The 20268-nt window shown below is 53.1% G+C and carries 16 protein-coding genes; 14 read left to right on the top strand and 2 right to left on the bottom strand.

Annotated elements, in window-relative coordinates; genetic code table 11:
* The first annotated feature begins 56 nt into the window (after window positions 1–56).
* From ABEA92_RS27395 to ABEA92_RS27380, 4 genes are all read left to right on the top strand, one after another.
* Entirely contained in the window at window positions 57–1040 is a 984-nt protein-coding gene (locus ABEA92_RS27395; protein ID WP_345688350.1) for a hypothetical protein, read from the top strand.
* A 1-nt stretch (window position 1041) separates the two neighbouring features.
* Window positions 1042–1734, top strand: a complete 693-nt coding sequence (locus ABEA92_RS27390) for a PIG-L deacetylase family protein (RefSeq protein ID WP_345688348.1) — start codon at window positions 1042–1044, stop codon at window positions 1732–1734.
* 708 nt (window positions 1735–2442) lie between these two features.
* Window positions 2443–3969 (top strand): capsular polysaccharide export protein, LipB/KpsS family, encoded by a 1527-nt coding sequence (locus ABEA92_RS27385; protein WP_345688346.1) that lies wholly within the window; start codon window positions 2443–2445, stop codon window positions 3967–3969.
* 500 nt (window positions 3970–4469) lie between these two features.
* Window positions 4470–5531, top strand: a complete 1062-nt coding sequence (locus tag ABEA92_RS27380; protein ID WP_345688344.1) for a glycosyltransferase family 2 protein — start codon at window positions 4470–4472, stop codon at window positions 5529–5531.
* A gap of 1809 nt (window positions 5532–7340) precedes the next feature.
* Here ABEA92_RS27380 and ABEA92_RS27375 read toward each other — a convergent pair.
* On the bottom strand, window positions 7341–7481 hold the full coding sequence (locus ABEA92_RS27375; protein ID WP_345688342.1) for a hypothetical protein: 141 nt from the start codon (window positions 7479–7481) through the stop codon (window positions 7341–7343).
* Between the two features lie 840 nt (window positions 7482–8321).
* Between ABEA92_RS27375 and ABEA92_RS27370 the strand changes: the two genes are divergently transcribed.
* Genes ABEA92_RS27370 through ABEA92_RS27350 form a run of 5 tightly spaced genes read left to right on the top strand, consistent with a single transcriptional unit; the run spans window position 8322 to window position 14799 of the window.
* The gene (locus ABEA92_RS27370; RefSeq protein WP_345688340.1) at window positions 8322–9341 is read left to right on the top strand and encodes a Gfo/Idh/MocA family protein; all 1020 of its coding nucleotides are present in this window, start codon (window positions 8322–8324) and stop codon (window positions 9339–9341) included.
* The gene (locus ABEA92_RS27365) at window positions 9338–10540 is read left to right on the top strand and encodes an NAD-dependent epimerase/dehydratase family protein (protein WP_345688338.1); all 1203 of its coding nucleotides are present in this window, start codon (window positions 9338–9340) and stop codon (window positions 10538–10540) included. Before ABEA92_RS27370 ends, ABEA92_RS27365 begins: the two co-directional genes overlap by 4 nt.
* A complete protein-coding gene (locus ABEA92_RS27360; RefSeq protein WP_345688336.1) occupies window positions 10537–12129 on the top strand; it encodes a lipopolysaccharide biosynthesis protein in 1593 nt (530 codons plus the stop codon). Before ABEA92_RS27365 ends, ABEA92_RS27360 begins: the two co-directional genes overlap by 4 nt.
* A complete protein-coding gene (locus ABEA92_RS27355) occupies window positions 12129–13547 on the top strand; it encodes a Coenzyme F420 hydrogenase/dehydrogenase, beta subunit C-terminal domain (RefSeq protein ID WP_345688334.1) in 1419 nt (472 codons plus the stop codon). Before ABEA92_RS27360 ends, ABEA92_RS27355 begins: the two co-directional genes overlap by 1 nt.
* Window positions 13540–14799 (top strand): polysaccharide pyruvyl transferase family protein, encoded by a 1260-nt coding sequence (locus tag ABEA92_RS27350; protein WP_345688332.1) that lies wholly within the window; start codon window positions 13540–13542, stop codon window positions 14797–14799. Before ABEA92_RS27355 ends, ABEA92_RS27350 begins: the two co-directional genes overlap by 8 nt.
* A 115-nt stretch (window positions 14800–14914) precedes the next feature.
* On the opposite strand, the gene ABEA92_RS27345 is transcribed toward ABEA92_RS27350, so the two are convergent.
* A complete protein-coding gene (locus ABEA92_RS27345; protein ID WP_345688330.1) occupies window positions 14915–15121 on the bottom strand; it encodes a hypothetical protein in 207 nt (68 codons plus the stop codon).
* Window positions 15122–15369: 248 nt separating this feature from the next.
* On the opposite strand from ABEA92_RS27345, the gene ABEA92_RS27340 reads away from it, so the two are divergent.
* The 5 genes from ABEA92_RS27340 (at window position 15370) to ABEA92_RS27320 (ending at window position 20122) form a co-directional block, all read left to right on the top strand.
* Complete coding sequence (locus tag ABEA92_RS27340) at window positions 15370–16341, top strand: glycosyltransferase family 2 protein (protein WP_345688328.1); 972 nt, start codon at window positions 15370–15372, stop codon at window positions 16339–16341.
* Between the two features lie 106 nt (window positions 16342–16447).
* The gene (locus ABEA92_RS27335) at window positions 16448–17215 is read left to right on the top strand and encodes an FkbM family methyltransferase (RefSeq protein ID WP_345688326.1); all 768 of its coding nucleotides are present in this window, start codon (window positions 16448–16450) and stop codon (window positions 17213–17215) included.
* Window positions 17212–17754 (top strand): dTDP-4-dehydrorhamnose 3,5-epimerase, encoded by a 543-nt coding sequence (rfbC, locus tag ABEA92_RS27330; RefSeq protein WP_345688324.1) that lies wholly within the window; start codon window positions 17212–17214, stop codon window positions 17752–17754. The genes ABEA92_RS27335 and rfbC overlap by 4 nt, the downstream gene beginning before the upstream one ends.
* A complete protein-coding gene (locus ABEA92_RS27325; protein WP_345688322.1) occupies window positions 17742–18677 on the top strand; it encodes an NAD-dependent epimerase/dehydratase family protein in 936 nt (311 codons plus the stop codon). Before rfbC ends, ABEA92_RS27325 begins: the two co-directional genes overlap by 13 nt.
* Before the next feature lie 194 nt (window positions 18678–18871).
* Window positions 18872–20122, top strand: a complete 1251-nt coding sequence (locus ABEA92_RS27320; protein WP_345688320.1) for a class I SAM-dependent methyltransferase — start codon at window positions 18872–18874, stop codon at window positions 20120–20122.
* The last annotated feature ends 146 nt before the right edge of the window (window positions 20123–20268 follow it).

The following is a 20268-nucleotide window of genomic DNA, read 5'->3' as shown; positions in this document are numbered from 1 at the left end:
CCCACCGGCGTCAATTCGCCATTCCCAAGCCATTGTACGGCCACGAACGCCCACGAATGAATTCGCGAATTTGCATCCTGACCGAATCCGGTGACGGGATTGGCTTTGGCCACCTGACTCGGATGACCGCACTTGCGTCCCAGTTATCGCAAAGTGGCGACGACGTCGTCTTGCGAGTGGACCACAAGGGCACGGGCAATCTTCCGCAATCGCAATCGTGGCAGATCCTCGATTGGCGTCGCAACCCCGACGTCGCCGATGGAATGGACGTTGCCGTCGTCGATTCGTACCTCGCGACGGCGGCGGATTATCGAGCACTGCAGCGACGGGGTGCCAAGGTCGTCGCGATCGACGATTACAACCGACTCGATTACCCCGTCCAAGCAATCGTCAATCCCAATCCGGCGTTTGATCCGATTCTATCATCGAGCCCGTCGGGACATGCCCACGCCGCTCGGATCGGTGGCGCCCCATGGGTATTACTGCGGCCTGAAATCACCAACACTCCACAAAAAATCAATCATGCATCAACGATCACGCGAGTGGTCGTGACACTGGGTGGTTCGGACGTTCATGGTGTGTTACCAAAGCTACTGGATTGCTTGATCGATCGAGTGCCCTCGATGGTCGTGATCGCCGGCAACGATGATTACGCGGGCAAAATCCGAGCATCACACGATTGTGGGAACGTGCAAGTGCATGGCATGTTGAATGCGGCGGAAATGGCAGCGACTCTTGCGGGCTGCGACCTCGCGGTTTCCGCGTGCGGACAAACGCTACACGAGCTTGCCTTTCTCGGAGTTCCGTTCGTTGGCATCCGCGTCGGCGATGACCAGATTCCCAACCAAGATCATTATCTGCAAACCGGACTGCTGGGGTCCAAGATCGATTGTCAACAAGACGATTGGCGGGAACAGGTCCTGCAAGAACTCGACGCCCTTTCCAGTCAATCGTTACGCCATGGCCGCTCGGAATTAGGCCGATCGATCATCGATGGTCGCGGACCCGAACGACTCAGCCAACTCATTCGGAGCCTTTAAGTTGAGTTCCCATTCCCCGCAAAAAGTACTGGTCGTCGCCGCCCATCCCGATGACGAGGCACTCGGTTGCGGCGGAGCGATGGCACGTCACGCAGCCAATGGTGACGAAGTTGGAGTCGTGTTCATGACCGACGGCGTTAGTTCGCGGTTGTCGGCCGGGGAACCCGAAGCAGCGATGCGGAACACCGCGATGCAATCCGCGATGTCGATCCTCGGCGTATCGCGGTTCCAAGCGATGAGTTTTCCGGACAACGCGATGGACAGTGTCCCGCTACTTGAAATCACGCAAACGATCGAAAAATTCTGTGGTGACTGGGGCGTCCCCGACACGGTTTACACGCATCACGGCTCGGACCTGAATCTGGATCACCGGCTGACGCACCAAGCCGTCATGACCTGTTTCCGTCCACAGCCTGCGGCGTCAGGGAAACCTGCAAGAATCCTCTCCTTCGAGGTGCTTTCAAGCACCGGATGGGAAGGAAGCACATCCCAGTCATTCCGCCCCAACTATTTCGTCGACATCCGTTCAACGCTTGCCAAAAAATTGGAAGCTCTCGCCGCCTACGACGAAGAGATGCGTCCGTTTCCTCACGCCCGCAGCCTCGAAACGGCCGAACACCTAGCCCGCTACCGCGGCTCGAGCGTCGGGATCCCCGCCGCCGAAGCCTTCGAAGTCCAGCGGATCATCGCGTGAGCTGGGGGAGCTGGGGGAGCTGGGGGAGCTGAGGAGTGAGGAGTGAGGAGTGAGGAGTGAGGAGTGAGGAGTGAGGAGTGAGGAGTGAGGAGAATTCACCCTCCCTGCGGGAGGGTCGGCCGCAGGAAGCGGCCGGGGAGGGCTAGTGACCTGAAACTGGCACGTTCCACTTCTAACACAGCGACCCCCACCCAGAGCCGGCTACCGCCGACTCTGACCTCCCCACAGGGGAGGTGAAATGAAACTCACCCTCCCTCCGGGAGGGTCGGCCGCAGGAAGCGGACGGGGAGGGCTAGAAACCTTAAGCTGGCACCGTCCACTTCCCAACGCCCTGCCACCCCGCGTGTCACCTCGCCCAGCTCTGCTGGGAGAGGTCGAACGGGCCCTCAAGGCCTCGTTCGGGTGAGGGCCGTCCGAGCAACGTCCCCCTGGCCACAGCCATACCATCGCCCTTGCACGCCAACGCACATTGGTCTATCCAAAAATCCCAAAGTCCACGAAAGTCTTCACGGCTTGTTAATTTATTGAGCCGCGACGCGTCAGCGGCCGGGTCCCACACGATACCCGTTGCCTTACGGACCACCTTCACCATTGCGATTTCCATTTGGATCAAATCAACAAGCCGCCCGCGACTTCCGCTACGTGCCGCTGACAGGCTCGAAGCCTATTCCACATTGAATCCCACGTCTCACCTTAACTGATCAGCGTATGTACACATCATTTGCACAGTCACGCTCGGCCGTCGCCAAACAAGAACCTCTCAATGTGGTGCTGTTTGAAACGCAAGAGGCATCACCGCATCTCGAGACCACGCTGGAAATTGCCCAAAAGCACCTCGACATGGGCGACAAAGTCACGATCTGCTTCTGGTACGGCGAACTGCCCTACCACGAACCGTGGGGACCAACCAATCCATCGGTTCGCCCTGGAGCCGCGTTTCATCGAGGCCTGCAGCGACTCGGTAGCGACGTCCGTGTGATCGAGCATCTTGGACTGTCCGATTCGCTGAAAAACGAACTGGCGAACGAAGCGTCTGAATTGCCGCTGACGACGATTGAGAACCTAAAGTCATCGCGGTGGCGGGGGATGGATCTGGGCATGGGCGTCGTTTCGTCGTTGGTGTCCCGATTCAAATCACCCGACCTTGATGTGCACAAGCACTGTGAGATCGTTCGTGACGCGATCCTCGCATTCATGCTGGCATACGAAGCGGCCGACCAAGTCCTGAAGTCGGGCCACTACGATCTGGCGTACTTCTTTAATGGTCGATTCTGCAGCACCCGCGGCATCATGCGTGCCACACAAGCGAACGAGACAGAGTTTCGAATCCAAGAGCGTGGCTGCGACCCGGCGCATTACTGCTTGCTGACCGACGTGCCGCACAATCGCGTGCGTTTGCAACAGAACATCTTAAAATTTTGGGACCAGCACTCCGAGGAATATCGAGACGAACACGCCAGGGCTTTTTTCGAAGGCCGGCGTCAGGGAGGATCGCACGGATGGCCCTCCTTCACCAGTCATCAAGACCAAGGGGTGCCAGCAGAGTTTCGTAAAGCGAAACATTTGCTGAGTTACTTCTGCGGATCGGACGACGAGAACGTGGCGATCGGTGATGCGTTTGCACAACAAGGATTTGAAACGCAAGCCGAAGCGGTGCTGGCGTTGTTGGATGCGATGAAGTCGCAACCGGACTGTCATCTTGCGATCCGCGTCCACCCCCATTTAAGAAGCAAGTCGGAAGAGTCGAGAGCGTTTTGGGACAACTTACCGCGAGGTGAAAACGTGACGGTGATCGCAGCCGATTCGCCGATCAACTCGTACGACTTGATTGACGCCAGCGATTTGGTGATCACCTACGGTTCGACCGTCGGCGTGGAAGCCGCATATTATGGCAAACCAGTGCTGTTATTGGGGTCATCGTTCTACGACCAACTCGATGTGGCGCATCAAGCCTACACTTCCGAGCGAATCCAAAACTTCTTAGCCGACGCGGCGCAGTGGACCCCGCGGTCGCAAGACGCATCGCTGAAATACGGTTTTTACGCAAACAAGCACGGCGTGCCGTTTGATTATTACGAACCGAGCGATTTCTTTTACGGCGAATTCCGCGGACAGAACCTGTTCGCTGAACCAGTTGTTGCCGCCCACCACCAAGCCCACGGGCTGGCGGGACGTTTCACGCGGCGAACCCGCAAAGTCTTCCGCTCGTTGCTCCCCAAACCCCTGCGTTCATGACGCCTCAGCCACAAAACCGTGGGATAGGATTCCAGCCTGTCAAAAGCATGCCACCGGAGGATCGTCGTCGATCAACGCAGCGTAAAGATCGCGGAGCGATCAACGACAATCCCATAGCAAAGCCGGCCACTGTGGGATCGGCTTCCAGCCTGTCAAAAGCATGTCACCGGAGGATCGTCGTCGATCAACGCAGCGTAAAGATCGCGGAGCGATCAACGACAATACCGTAGCGAAGCCGGCCACTGTGGGATAGGCTTCCAGCCTGTCATCAGCATGCCACCTCCCCTCTGGATTGGGGCCGTGGTGTTAGAAGTGGATATTACAAGCATCGTTTCACCAGCCCTCCCCGGCCGCATCGTGCAGCCGCCCCTCCCAGAGGGAGTGTGAATTCAATTCTCCTCACTCCTCACTCCTCACTCCTCACTCCTCACTCCTCACTCCTCACTCCCCACTCCCACTCCCCACTCCCCACTCCCCCTCTCCCTCTCTCTCCCCCACCAATGCCTCCAACCCCAAAAACTCCCGTCCTCTTTCTCGGGTTCAACCGCCCCGACCTGGCCGAGCAAGTGTTCGCGGCGATTCGCAGTTACCAACCCAAGCAACTGTTTATCGCCGTCGATGGTCCTCGCGCCGACGTGCCCGCGGACGCCGACGCGGTTCGTCAGATGCGTCAGTTTGATTCGCGAGTCGACTGGGATTGTGAAGTCAAGACGTTGTACCACGAGCAGAATCAGGGCTGCCAGGCTGCGGTCAGCGGCGCGATCGACTGGTTCTTCTCGCATGTCGAAGAAGGCATCATTTTGGAGGACGATTGCGTTCCCGACCCCAGCTTCTTTGTGTTTTGCCACGAGATGCTTGACCGCTACCGCGATGACACGCGAGTGATGTCGATATCAGGCGAGTGTTATCCGGGAGCGTGGCAAGAACACTGTGACGCTTCGTACTCGTTCAGCTGTTACTCGTTGATCTGGGGCTGGGCGACATGGCGGCGAGCTTGGAAGTGTTACGACGGCACGATGGCGACGTTGCCCGAAGACGTCAAAAGCGGCTGGATCGACCGTTTTTTTCGTCGCCAATTCGTGCGAGACGCCTGGCTGGAACACCTGTGGTACACGCATTACACCCCCGGGTTCACCTGGGACTACCAATGGGTCTACGCGACCTGGATCCATTCGGGGTTATGCATCGTCCCGACTCAAAATTTGATCTCCAATATCGGCTGCGGCCCCGCAGCCACTCACACGGTGAGCGAGGATTGGAAGATGGCCAACCGCGTCGCCAGTTCACTGTCGTGGCCACTGAAACACCCCAGGGCCGTCAAACGCGACTACTTGCTCGACGAAACGCTCGAGGAAACGCGGTACGAGATGGCCCCGCCCGAGGGCGCATCCGCATCGGCCTGGGCCCCCGCATCGTTCCCACCACCGCCTCCCGACCCCAGCGAACCGCCACCTCCAGTGAAGAAGCGACTCTTCAGCCGCAAGCGATTCCGCCGCTTCCTACAGCGTCTCGCGGGGGGAGGGGGAGACAAGGAGACAAGGAGACAAGGAGACAAGGAGTGAGGAGTGAGGAGTGAGGAGTGAGGAGTGAGGAGAATTCACCCTCCCTGCGGGAGGGTCGGCCGCATGGATGCGGTCGGGGAGGGCTAGGGACCTTGAATGGGCACCCTCGACTTCTAACACCACGAGCCCCACCCAGAGCCGGCTACCGCCGACTCTGACCTCCCCAAAGGGGAGGTGACTCCCAAATCACCCTCCCTGCGGGAGGGCCGGCCGCATGGATGCGGACGGGGAGGGCTAGGGACCTGAAACTGGCACGGTCTATTTCTAACACTCCGAACCCCACCCAGAGCCGGCTGCCGCCGACTCTGACCTCCCCAAAGGGGAGGTGAACTCCAACTCACCCTCCCTGCGGGAGGGGCGGCCGCATCAAAGCGGCCGGGGAGGGCTAGAGACTGCTTGCCTGCACGTTCCACTTCCCAGAACCCGCCACCCCGCATGTCACCTCGCCCAGCTCTGCTGGGAGAGGTCGAACGGGCCCTCAAGGCCTCGTTCGGGTGAGGGCCGTCCGAGCAACTTCCCCCTGGCCACGGCCGTGCCATCGCCCTCGCACACCACCGCTATTGGCCTATCCCAAAATTCCCAAGTCCCCGAAAGCCGCCCACGACTTGTTGACTTACTGAGCCGCGACGCGTCAGCGGCCGGGCCCCACGCACGCCCCGTTATTTTACGGCCCGCGCCCCTACGGCGCATCTTAATCTCCATCCCCCGTCGGCCTCCGAAAGTCTCCACGACTTACGCTACGCCCTCTCCATGTCTCCATGTCTCCATGTCTCCGTGTCTCCCTCTCTCCGTGTCTCCCCATTCACCTCCCTCTCTCCAACGACGACTGAACAAGCTAGCCGCCATGGCGGCTAGCGAGCCCCCGCCACCCTTCACCCTCGACTAACGCCCAAACCACTACCATAAAATCGATCAGCACCCTCTACTGGCAGTCTCTCTCCTGCCGCGCGGAACAGCCGCGAGAAGCGGATACCTCTCCCCGCGCCCCCGCGGCGCATTTTCATCATCATCCCCCGTCGGTCCCGAAAGTCTCCACGACTTCCGCTACAGCTCTCCCACCATTTTTCAATTTCCAATTGTCAATTTAACTTTTTCAATTCTCCTCCGTGTCTACGACGACGACTCAACAAGCTAGCCGCCATGGCGGCTAGCGAGCCCCCGCCACCCTTCACCCGTGACTAACGACCAGACCGCCACCATAAAAGCGAACAGCACCCTCTACTGGCAGTCTCTCTCCTGCCGCGCGGAACAGCCGCGAGAAGCGGATACCTCTCCCCGCGCCCCCGCGGCGCATTTTCATCATCATCCCCTGTCGGTCCCGAAAGTCTCCACGACTTCCGCTACAGCTCTCCCACCATTTTTCAATTTCCAATTGTCAATTTAACTTTTTCAATTCTCCTCCGTGTCTACGACGACGACTCAACAAGCTAGCCGCCTTGCGATTAGCGAGGCCTCGCAACCCTTCACCCGTGACTAACGACCAGACCGCTACCAAAAAAGCGATCGTGTCATCCTCAATCGGCAGTCTCTCTCCTGCCGCGCGGAACAGCCGCAAGAAGCAGTTACCTCTCCCCACAGCCCCGCGGCGCATCTTCACCACCTCAATCATCCCCCGTCGGTCCCGAAAGTCTCCACGACTTCCGCTACGCCCACTCCCCACTCCCCACTCCCCACTCCCCACTCCCCACTCCCTGTCTCCCCCTCTCCCCACTCCCTAACCCGCCTCTAGCGTCTAGCGACTCACCGCTAGCCGCTTCCTCAAAAATTAATACTGCTACAACCCTACTAAACCCCTCGAAGCGGATTAGATTACAGCAACTTGGCAGCCGCGTCCTTGTCAGGACGAGGCGGCTGAGTCAGGATACTTTTCGCAGACCGCACAGCGGCAAACGCGCTGCGGTCGCTGCCCGCGGGCAGCCAATTTTGCCCAAGATCGTGAGGTCTCGGCATTTGCGGACGTGGATCTTGGCAAAAACCCTGGCTCCGGCAGCCCTCGCGGCCGCGAAGCGTCCGCCAACCAGCGGCGGATGGGCAAACCGCGATTCACTTGATTCCCAGCGTCGCCCCGACGCACAGGAATCAAGCGATCAAAATCAAAAAAACGCAAATGGGTTAGTGTCACCCACGTGGACGAAGTCCGCGCGGAATGAGATGCCCTCGATTAAGATTAGGGTGCCAACCCGAGCACCTTCCAGCGAACAAATCGCGTCCACAACCCTCGCGAGGGTCAACACACTTAGATTTGCCGTAAATTGTTGAGCGATACTTGCCATCAGGAACCGAGATGGCGTACATGTAAGCTCCTCCGCCATAACGCGTTTGAAATAAGAGTGTCGGCCCAATATTTCACGCGATGATACCCAGCGAATTTTTGCTTTTTACGAGTCGACATCGATTCCTAATGATTGCTCGCGATAGATCAGAACGTAAACGGAATCTACGTGCGATTGCCCTGGGCTTAAAGTGGTGTCTGCATACATTGCTAACGGTTAATGCGGGCTGCCTGACTTCTTGCAACCCTCTCACCGTCTCTTGCTTCACACCGTACTACAACCGGTAAACACGAAAGGGTTTTGTCGTCTTACCGAAGCGATAGATTGCCGAACGAACACTTCCGTGGATAAGTCGGCATCGCAGCCTCTCCAAAGACTATGAACGTCTCACAGAAACGCCAGAGACTGCCATCTACCTGGCAATGATTGATCTGATGAGCCGACGACTCACACAACAAAAAATGGCATTTTGAAACACGTTCATAGAAAGTAGACACAGTAGGACCATACAAAACTAATGCCATTAAAATTAGCAATCATTGGATGCGGCGCAATTGCAGAGCAAGGTCACCTACCTGGCGCTGCGGAATCAGAAAAAGTGGAGGTCACGCTACTTGTTGATCGACTTGAAGCTCGAAGAAAGCAACTTTGCGACCAGTTTGGAGTGGCGCATAACTCGAATTCAATAACGGATGTTACCAAGTACGCAGACGCTGCAGTGGTCGCTACGCCGCCCGGTTCGCATGTTCCTATCGCATGCGGATTGATCGAAATGGGAATGCCAGTTCTGCTAGAGAAGCCAATTGCCCTATCGTCTGCGGAGTGCGAAACGTTGCTTTCTCTTGCAAAGGAGAAAAACGTACTAGTTGCCGCTGGAATGACTCGGCGATTCTTTCGGAGTGATCGAATGGTTCGAGAATACATTCGGTCGAGTGTTTTGGGAAAGCTAGTAAGCTTCAATGTGGAAAACGGATACGACTACGCGTGGTCGTCCGCCTCTAACTTCATCTTAAGCAAGGCTCAGGCTGGAGGAGGCGTTTTGATGGGGCTTGGTTCGCACGTCCTGGATTCCCTAATTTGGATGCTTGGCGACCCCATAGCGTTTGAGTTCGAATGCGATTCCGAAGGCGGCATTGAATCAGAATGCAAAGTCCATCTGACCATGGCCGGCGGAGCAAAGGGCTGCGTAGAACTGAGCCGAAGTCGGAACCTAGAAAACCGTTATCTTTTTGAGTTTGAAAAGGGAACCATTTACGCACCGTTCTACGGTGACAATGTTTCCGTATCACTTGCAGGAAGTGAATTGACGCTCAACGGAAGGTCGGTGCCAGCGGGCTCACCTTATGCAGAAGTGCAATCAGTTGCCAAGATCATGTCTCAGGAGCTTGACGATTTCGCAGATGCTGTTATCGAGGGCAAACCTCCGATGGCGACTGGCGAAGATGCGATGAAGTCAATTGCGCTGATAGATGGTTGCTACGCAAGCCCCAAGATTCTCGATTTTCCATGGATGCAGCCAATCGAAGGTACATCATGAATAGCATTGGTTTTCCCAAAGGTACCAACGTTTTTGTGACCGGGGGATCCGGTTTCATAGGCGGCCGTCTTGTTGAATGTCTCGTCAGAGACTACGAGGCGAATGTAACTGCTTTGGTAAATCGTCCTTATGCTGGTGCGCTAAGGATGTGTCGTTTTCCGGTAAATACGGTCTTCGAACCAATGACTGATCAGAAGGCAATGCAGAAGGCAATGAGTGGCTGCAGTATCGTCTTCCACCTCGCGTATGCAAAATCTGGAAACGCCAAAGAGGACTACAAAGTCACGGTCGAGGGAACACAAACGCTGGCAACTGCAGCTTTAAAGTGCGGTGTCGATCGGTTTGTAAATGTCAGTACAGCGGCCGTCTATGGCAATCGAGCGAACGGCATAATTGACGAAACGGAACCACGGATTCGATGGGGGTGGAACTATTCCGATATGAAGCTGGATGCCGAAAACGTGGTGTTGGATTTTCATAAGAGTAGAGGGCTTCCGGGAACGGTACTTCAGGTTGCGGGTGTATATGGCCCTTGGGGTCCTGTGTTTACCATTGCTCCATTAAGACAACTACAAGCTGGTCGGGTGGGACTTCCCAACGAAGGCAAAGGTGTATCCAACGCAACCTATGTCGATGATGTGGTTCAAGCTCTACTACGGGCAGCAGTAATGGAATCCGCCGTTGGCGAAATATTCATGATCAAAGGTCCGGGGCGCATAACGCGTCTTGAATTCTACGAGCACTACCAAAGGATGATCGGTGAGAACGATAGAATCGTTTTATTGAAAGGGACCAACCTCAAGTCTGCCTTTAGATCGAAGAAGAGGGCCGCGACGCGTCAGCTTGCCCCGTCTGCAGTAAGATCACTAAAGAGCAATCCCGAGTTCAGAGCTGCTTTGACTGCGTCAGGACTAGTCGTGCCCCTGAAGTGGGCGTGTAACCTCGTGCGTAGAAAGAATGCCGCAACCGCTAGCTCTTTAACAGCATCAACCGCAGCTAAAACCAACGAAGAACTTCCGCTACATCTTCCTCCTGCGTTTTACGGAAAGTATCTCGCAGCAGAGACTGAATACTCCATAGAGAAGGCCAATCGCTTGCTGGGATATGACCCTCAGTTCGATATCCATGCAGGAATGGCCGCAACCGAACAGTGGGCACGATGGGCTAGGATTATCGATTGCCAAGTAGGCGAATCATGACCAGATCTGACCCATATCCAGTGAAAGCAAAGGCTTCGGTGCGTCGTGGGACATTTTCGGTCAACGTGATTGCGCAAGTCCTGAGCTTCTCTATTTTCATTGGGATCGGTGTACTTCTTACTCCATATCTAATTCACAGACTGGGACCTGCCCATTACGGACTGATTCCACTTGCGTTAACACTGATTAGCTATTGCGGGGTTTTGACCGTTGCGATCAACACGTCTGTTTCGCGCTCACTGACTCAAGCAGTTGAACGCGATGACGACGCAAATGTAAACTTGATTTTCAGCACGTCTGTTGTTGTCTGCTTGGTAATCGCATGTGTCGTATCATTGTTTCTGGCAGGTGCAGCAGTATTCTTAGACAAGCTGATCCAGATTCCAGAGAATGGGCTGTATCAAGCCCGTTGGTTGTTTGGCACCACTGCACTTTCCTTTGTAGTTTCGACCGTCATGACACCGTTTTCGGTGGCCGCCTTTTGTAGGAATCGATTTGAGATCACCCACGCAATAGCCATCATTGGCAACGTCGTTCGCGTTGCCGGGATAGTGCTGTTTTTTGGACTATTTGAGCCAAGCATTAAGTGGGTTGGCGTTGCTGGATTGACCTCAGTTGCCACTGCCGCATTGTTGCACGTAATTGCGTGGCGTCATTTGATGCCCGGGACAACTATTTGTTTTCCAAACGTACAGTGGAGCACTTTCAAGCACCTGTTCTTTACGGGAGTCTGGGTATCAGTCTTTCAAGTCGGAACCATCTTATTGCTAAGTGTGGACTTGGTCCTGATCAATCATTTCTTCGGCCCAACCAGTGGGGGACGCTATGCGGCGATCCTGCAGTGGAGTGCCATGTTACGGAATTTCGCGACCTCTCTCGCTGCCGTCTTTACACCGACAATTTTGGGCCTGCATGCCAAAGGTGACTTGGATGAGGTAAAACTTTATGCGTTGCGTGCTGCACGGTTCGTCGGGTATTCGATGTCGATCCCAATCGGCATCCTATGCGGGATGGCAGCCGACATCCTGGACGTTTGGTTGGGAGAAGATTTTACCGACCTTGTTCCGCTGATGGTGATCCTGATCGGTCCCCTTTCGATCAATCTAGGTGTGCTTCCACTCTTTGCTGTCTCGCTGGCCGCTGACAAGATCAAGATCCCTGGTCTCTTGACCATTGGTTTTGGGATAATGAATGTGCTGCTCGGGGTTATCTTAGTAACTCAAACGACACTTGGAATTTACGGAGTGGCGATCTCGGGGGTTGCCGTTTTGACTCTGAAAAACGTCATTTTTACTCCTATGTGGGCGGCTCACAACATAGATAGACCTCTGCGAACATTCTTGTTGCCGCTGCTTGGGCTGCTGCTTGCAACGACGGCCTTGGCTGGCGTAACGTGGGTCGCCTGTCAGGCGATGTTGATCGACACCTGGTTCCGTATTTTATCTGTTGCATCTTGTTTATCGGTCTTGTATTCGGCTGCCGTCTACTTTTTGGTGATGGATGCAGAAGACCGCAAGTTCGTCAGTGACAAGCTTGCAAAGATTGGCGCCAAGATGGGTTTCGAAAAAGCCTGGGCGAACATAACCTGATGGTATCAAGATCATCAACACTGAAAGACACCGTCATTGCAAATGGAATGTGCAGTGGTTGTGGAGTTTGCGCTGCATCAAGTGATGTTTTCTCAATCCAATTGACGGATGATGGAACATTTCAAGCAACAGTTCAAAACCAAGAACCTGATGGCATTAGTTCGGTATGTCCATTCAGTGACCAATCGCAAAACGAAGACCAAATCGGAGAAGCGTTATTTGCTAGTACCTGCGAATACAAGCAGGGCATAGGCTATTTTTCCGACTGCTACGCCGGACACGTGACCCTGCCGGAAGTGCGCAAGGCGGGCAGTTCGGGTGGAATGGGGACCTGGATTCTTCTAGAGTTGTTAGAGCAAGGCCTGGTTGATGGTATCTTACATGTTGGCGGTTGCGACAACGCTGATGGAGTTCCATTTAAGTACGCAATATCGAGAACAAAAGAACAAGTTCAGGCTCGGTCCAAGTCACGCTACTACCCCGTCGAAATGTCCGAGGTATTGAAGGAACTTCGTGTATTGGATGGGAAATTCGCTGTTGTGGGATTGCCGTGTTTTGTCAAGGGCATTCGATTGCTGTCCAAACACGATAAGGAAATCGAAAGACGCGTTGCATTTACGGTTGCGTTATTCTGTGGACACCTTAAGAGCAGTCATTTTGCAGATTTCTTTGCTTGGCAAGCCGGGATTATGCCGGGCGGCCTTCAAGCCATCAATTTTAGAACCAAGCTTCAGGAACGCGCCGCGAGCAACTACGGAATTTCTGTGCGAGGGGAGGGAGTGGACCACTGTCGTGCAAACTCAGAGTACGAGGGAAGTAGTTGGGGCTACGGGTTCTTCAAATACTCTGCCTGTGAGTTTTGCGATGATGTAGTCGGGGAAACTGCCGACATTTCAGTTGGTGATGCTTGGTTACCTGAATATGTAAACGATAGCGGTGGTTCTAACGTTGTCATTGTCAGGAATGAGGCAATCCGAGGGATCGTAGATTCGGCAATTGGTTCTGGGAAATTAGCATTCGAAAGAGTTGCTCCAGAACGTGTGATTGAATCTCAGGACGCTGGCCTACGCCATAGACGCGATGGCCTAGCCTACCGTCTTCACCTTCGTGATCAACAGAATCTTTGGCGCCCGAAGAAACGCGTTGAGCCAAGTGCTAGCCACTTAAATGAGAGGCAAAAACGCGTATTCGAACTCCGGCAAGAAATCGCCTCTGAAAGCCACAAGGCTTTTGTTGTTGCAACGGATCGGGGCGATCTGTCCGAGTTTTTTCGGCTGATGCAACCACTTCTTTCAGCATACGACAAACTGTACCGACCGAGTTTAATGTCTCGAGTCAAAACAAAGACATTCGTAGAACTATCTAGAGTCAAAAAGTGGGTGGCCAGAATGGCCAGTCGGAGTCAAGTGGATGGCTAACCGTATTCTTTTCGTCGGGAATGGTTCGTACAAAAACCTTGGGTGCGAAGCTATCGTCCGTGGGACGCTAAAGATATTGCGAGCAAACTTCGGCGACGATATTCACTTTGATTCAGGAATTTACGCAAACGAAGCAACCCTGCAATCACAATTGGCAAGCGAATCTGATGCAGCAGTTACTCACTTTGGGCTTAAAATCGCAAAACCACGATGCTCATTCGACTGGTTCGCTGATCAACTGAATCGCAGAGTTGGAACTCACTTTGCCGGTGTTCACTCACCAATTCTCGCGAGGGCGTCGAGTGCAATGGCGGGACTAGAACTAGGCGGTGACAACTATTCCCTGGATTATGGGATCCCTAGGCATTTCCTTGAAATGGATCGCTACATGTTGACACAAGGAATCCCCGTTTTCATCTGGGGAGCCTCGATCGGTCCGTTTACTGATTCACCTGAATTCGAGCAGCAGATCAAAAAACATCTGGAGAGCCTCAACGGCGTATTTGTCAGGGAATCCTTTTCAAAGCAATATTTGAATTCGATTGGCGTTGAGGAGAATGTTCGTCAAGTCGCAGACCCCGCGTTCCTTTTGTCACCCGTCGCACCAAAGCAAAAGGTCCAGGACATGGTTCGAGATCAGCCAATCGGTGTTAACCTCTCGCCACTGGTGGCAAGAAAACAACTCAAGTTGACAAAAATGCCTTGGGAACTGACCGAATCGGACCTGAAACCGGCCATTGAATTCTCAGTGCAATTCATTCGCAACTTACTGCAGACAACCGACTCATCGATAGTACTGGTTCCTCATGTGTTCTCAGATCATGTCGGAAGCGATGACTTATATTTCTTGAATCGAGTCATGAATGCAACCAGCACTGAAGATCAAAAGAGGGTTAAGCTGATACCGCCAACACTGAACGCAGCCGAGTCTAAATGGATTATTGGAAAATGCCGAGTTTTTGTCGGCGCTCGAACTCACTCCACGATTGCGTCCATTGGGTCTGGCGTTCCAACGCTTAGCCTTGGCTACAGCTTGAAAGCCAGGGGATTGAACCAAGACGTTTTTGATTCTCAAGATTGGTGTTTACCGTCGTCATCACTGACACTTAATGGATTATTGGAGACAATAAAACGTATGCTGGCAGAGGAAAGGCATCTGCGTGCCCATCTGTCTGAGCGGATACCCAAGATCCGAGATGCCTCTTTGGCCGCTGGTAATTTCCTAAAAGTGATTCTTGAGAGGGGCAAGTAGTGCTGTCGGATTTCGCCAAAGGTCGCAACAACAATTAGAACCTAGTTCGGTTCATGTTAGCGATAGGCTTGTGGACAAGAAAAAAATTCGGCAGTCATTTGTTGCTGCGTAATCGCTAGTGCACCTGGCATTCGAGGTGGTGGGCATCCACTTTTTGCGGTTTGGGGCGTTCGCTGCAACTGGTGCTTTGTGCTTCATCTTTCAGAGAAGCGTATTCCGGTGTTATGGAAGGCATTTGCATAGCCTTTTTTGCTGGTTGTGCCTTCATTGGCTTGGGATTGTTCAGACCGGGGCTATTGTTGCTTGCAGAGTATTGCATCATTTGGATTGAATTCGTCCCAACAGGAGCCGCTCGAGAGTTTAGTGAAGTCGGCGACTATTCCTATCGAATGTATATTTTTGCGTATCCCATCCAGCAGTCGGTTGTGAACAATGTGGAGTCAATTTCACCAATCCAAATGCTTCTTGTCTCCCCGTGCTTAGATCATCCCATCGCGGCAATTTCTTGGCATTTTTTGGAATGGCCTGTTTTGAAGCGGTCAAGGTTTCGTCGCGAAAAGGAGCCGAAACTTGCTAACTAGCGTTGTCATTCCGCTGTTCAACAAAGCTGACTACATTGAAGCAACGCTGCAATCGGCGGTCTCGCAATTCAGCGAGCCATTCGGTTCAAAAGAAGAACCATCCACATCAGCGATTGAAGTTCTCGTGGTCGATAACGGATCAACAGACGGGGGGCCAGCAATCGTCGAGAAATTTGCCCGGCAACATCCCCAAGTCAGTCTGCTGAGTTCACCAGGACGTGGTCCAGGGCATGCTAGGAATTTTGGAGTTTCAAAGGCTGTAGGCGATTGGATTCAATTTCTGGATGCCGATGATTTGCTTGAGGAAAATCATTTAGCAACGTTGATTCACGAAGCAATTAAGTATCCATCGGCCAACGTGATTGCAGGAGGCTGGAAAGAGTTCGTTGACGGAGTACCAGATGAGTTTGTTGAGAAACGTCCTGCTAGCGAACAGGACTCGTCAAAAATAGCTGACGCCACAATCGCTGCTTCGCCATGGGCAGTTCATGCAGCGATAGTTCGCCGTGACTTGGTGCTCGCGAATCCCTGGCCCGAACATCTGGATGGTTGGCTCGCCGAAGACAATGCGTTTTGGTTTCGCATTTGCCTTTACGGAAAGGTCGCGTTTAGCGATACGGCCACGGCTCTTTATCGCACACAGACAGAGAATTGCCGTACTAAGTCGGATGATGTTCAGCAGTGGTACGAGGGGGTCAACGCTGCAGCAGAAGAGAACGTAAAAACTCTTGGGGAATCTGGACGCGAGCCAAATGCGGTTCAATCATCGAATCTAATGCGACTCTACTCTGGGCTGTATTCGCAAGCGGTTGCAGCCGGCAATCGTGAATATGCAGAAATGGCTGCTGCGAGGGCAAATTTTTGGCTTTGCCGATGTAAGTCGTCCTCCTGTTCCCTTTCTCTGCGGAAGATTCTGGGTATCCAGCTCTTCGAGAAAATGCGTCGACTGATCAACTATTGAATGGTGCGCCAGCAACTTTACGAATCACCTTCGATGAATCCCATGAATTGCAAAGTTTTCTGTCCCTTAATTGTCAACTTCCTTGCGCAGTGATCAATAGAAGCTTATGAAAGTACTCCGAGATTTTCTGTTTCAATTGAGGTATCTGGGACGCGGTGTTCCTAGATCGATCGGAAAACACGAGTTTAGGTTCGATGTTTCGCTACGCAGATGGAACTTTGACCAAGAGTCGGAGGTTCGCGAGGGAATTGAATCTGGTATTGAAAGTGGCGGAACTGCGATCGATATCGGCGCTAACTTTGGTATGCATACAGTTTTGATGGCGAGGTGCGTCGGGGCCAGCGGTAAAGTGATGGCTTTTGAACCCATTCCAGAAAACCTTCGACAATTGCGACGCAACATCAAGTTAAATCACTTGGACAATCAAGTCAGCGTTGTCGCTAGCGCGGTCAGCGATTTAGAACAGCCAACTTTAGAGATGGTCGTGGACTCAGACAACCTGGAACCGAGTGCTGCAATCTCTACTGACATCGGGGCCAGTGGTACAGTGAGTGTGAAGAATCAGTCTTTGGATTCGGCAACCTCCCACCTCACGGCATTGGATGATTGCTTCGTGAAGATTGATGTCGAGGGCGCTGAATTGTCCGTGCTCCGCAGCGGATTAGATTTCTTAGCTCGTGTTCGACCAAAGTTGTTGCTCGAAGTACACGACTACGCGCTGCCGCAGTTTGGTGAATCGACTGAGTCCGTCTACGCGTTTCTTCGAGAGCGTGGATTTGAAATCCAACAATTATCCAATATGGCCAATCACAACGGACAATATCACCACATCCTGGCCGTCCCGAGCAAAGTCGAATACAACACGATCAATTGATTGAAATAAAAGAATTACCGATCGACGGTGCAAAGCTCTTTTCCATAAGGGTGTTCACCGATATCCGGGGAGCATTTGAAGTGTTTTGGGAGCGTGATTTACTCTCTCCGCAGTCCATTTCGTTTTCCCCCACCAATGCAAACCACTCGTACAATACACACACTGGCACTCTTCGCGGCATGCACTTTCAAAAGTCGCCGCACGGACAAACCAAACTAGTGTCCTGTGTTAGCGGCAAAGCTTGGGATGTAATGGTCGACTTGCGAGACGATTCGAGCACTTTCGGTAAATGGCATGCCACGAAGCTTTCAGCGGCGAGTGGCCAAGCAGTATTGATTCCTGCCGGATGTGGCCACGGATTCGTCACGTTGGAACCAAACACCACGATTGCCTACCTGATCGAAGGGCAGTACATGCCCGACCAAGGTCGAGTGCTACGATGGAACGACCCAACGGTGGCTATTAATTGGCCAGTCAAGGACCCGGTTCTGTCGGATAAAGATGCCGCCGCTCCAGATTGGGATCAATGCGAGTTTTAGTTACCGGTGCGACAGGGTTCATTGGTCGCTGGATTCTGCCCGCTTTAGTTGCTCGCGACTGCGAAGTTGTTGCACTCACTTGCAGGTCTAGCGAGGCATATTGCCATGGAACAAAATTAACTTCAGGCAGAGTGCGATGGATTGTTGGTGATCTTTTGGATCATTCCACGATCGCCAGCACGGTTGCAGACGCCAATGCAGACACCTTGGTTCATACAGCATGGGATACAACACCGGGGACCTATTGGACAAGCTCAAAGAACCTGGACTGGATTTCGGCCAGTTTGAAGCTGTTTCAAGCGTTTCAGGAATCGGGCGGCAGACGAATCGTCGTCGCCGGAACCAGCGCGGAGTACGAATGGGGTGGCAATGAAGACCTTGTCGAAGGGAAAAGCGAGCAGCCTAACACGCTTTACGGCACCGCAAAAGATTCATTGCGACGAATGGTGGAGCAGTGGGCAAGCATCCACAACCTGTCTTGGGCCTGGGGACGCGTCTTTTGTCCGTTTGGAGAAAACGAGCGTCCCGAACGATTAATCCCGAAGCTGATCGCACGTCTGCGTACCGACGAGCCGATGCCGTTTGACAGCGGCAGTCTAATTCGCGACTTTATTAGCGTCCAGGATCTGGGAGACGCTTTTGCGGCGTTAGCCACGTCAAACGTGCAAGGCCCCATCAATCTGGCGTCTGGCCAGGACACCTCGATTCGCGATATCGTCACCGTGCTGGCTCAACACATGGGCCAGATCCAAAACGTTCAATTTGGCACCCTGCCCGATCCCCATGGGCAGCCACAACGCATCGTCGCAGACATCACTCGGCAAACGACTGAACTGGGCTGGCATCCCTCTGCTACATTAAAACAACGACTGATTGAAAATTGTGACTGGTGGATGAACGAACAGATCAATGTTAAGGATTGATCACTTCTCACAAGTGTTCCGCAGCCGGACATGAAACCGACGCGCCCCCGGCATGCCCTTTCACAATTGCCACGCGATAAATGCCAACTGACTCGCAAATCTGATTTATAAACGTCGTGGCCAAGCCTCCTAATCTGACAACTCAATTCTTTGACATCACCTACGACTTCTCGCTTACAGCCCCACACTAATTCATGAAAAACCTTCACTGTATGAATTGCGGATCTTACGATCTGCAGCGTTTTATCGACTTGGGTGACCAGCCCAATGGAAATCACTTTCCAACTTCAGAGATTAAAGATCAGGAACTGGTCTTTCCTTTTGCAATGATGATCTGCAAAAGCTGCCACCAAGTACAGTTGGAAGAATTTCCTGCCCCAGAGTTCATGTTCAGCAATCACCCCTACGTTACGGGGGTTAACATGCCGGTCGTGGATCACTTTGACTGGATGGCCAAGCGGACGGTTGAACGATTTCGACTTCCTGAAAACAGCCTAGTCATTGACATAGGATGCAATGATGGGACGCTGCTGAGAAAGTTCCAAGACCATAAAATGCGTGTCTTGGGAGTCGATCCTGGTCGTTTGACAGGTGAATTGTGTCGCAATGCGGGCACGACGGTTTGCGAAACGTTTTGGAACGAGGCGACTGGTCGAGCATTAAGTCAGTTGAATGTTCGGCCACGACTCATCACGGCAACTGCAGTATTTTATCACGTCCAAGACATTCACGATTTTATCCGTGGACTAACGGCTGTAATGGACGACAAGACGATCTTTCTGACACAGTGCGTGAACTTGAAGGATGTGATTCAGAAGTGCCAATTCGATCATTTCTACCATGAACATACCATGATTCACTCCATTGGTCCGCTGAAGCGTCTGTTTGAAGAACATGGCATGCGGATCATCGATGTTGAGCACGTCGACGTTCACGGAGGTTCGTTCCTGTGCTATGTCGGGCTAAACTCAAACGAGAACGTCACATCGCCAACCGTTGAAAAGTGGATTCGCGATGAAGAAGACGCCGGCCTGTACAACATCGACGCCTATCATGAATTCAAACGGAAAGTGGAAACCAATCGCGACGATCTGCAAAAACTGCTCAAAGGCTTGAAGGCAGACGGAAAGAGTGTGTGGGCACTGGGCGCACCGCTGAAGGGCAGCACCCTGCTGAACTATTGCGATATCGGACCTAATCTTTGTCAAAAAGCAGTCGAAGTCAACAAGTTCAAAATTGACAAGCTAACACCGGGCACACACATTCCTATCGAAGACGAAGCGTTACAAACCGAGAAACCAGACTACTACCTCGTGCTTAGTTGGAATTTCCTCCCTTTCTTTGTGGAAAAGTATAAAGATTATCTCGCGGCAGGTGGCAAGTTCATCGTTCCAAATCCACATGTTCGCGTCGTCGGCGAAGGTGGGGTAGAGACCAGCGTTTAGTGATTCCTGAGCCGCTTCCGCTAGGCTCTGTCTGAAAACCTTAAATTGCGGAATTCCATGGGGCGATGATTCGAAGATAGCGACCGATCATCGATAGTTTCACCATTGCAAGAAAGTTTCGTGCGAGCTTCTCATAGCGAGTGGCG

This window comes from Novipirellula caenicola (genome assembly GCF_039545035.1).
GTDB classification, from domain to species: domain Bacteria; phylum Planctomycetota; class Planctomycetia; order Pirellulales; family Pirellulaceae; genus Novipirellula; species Novipirellula caenicola.
Note: the sequence above shows the minus strand (reverse complement) of the source record. Positions and strands in the feature narration are given on the sequence as shown.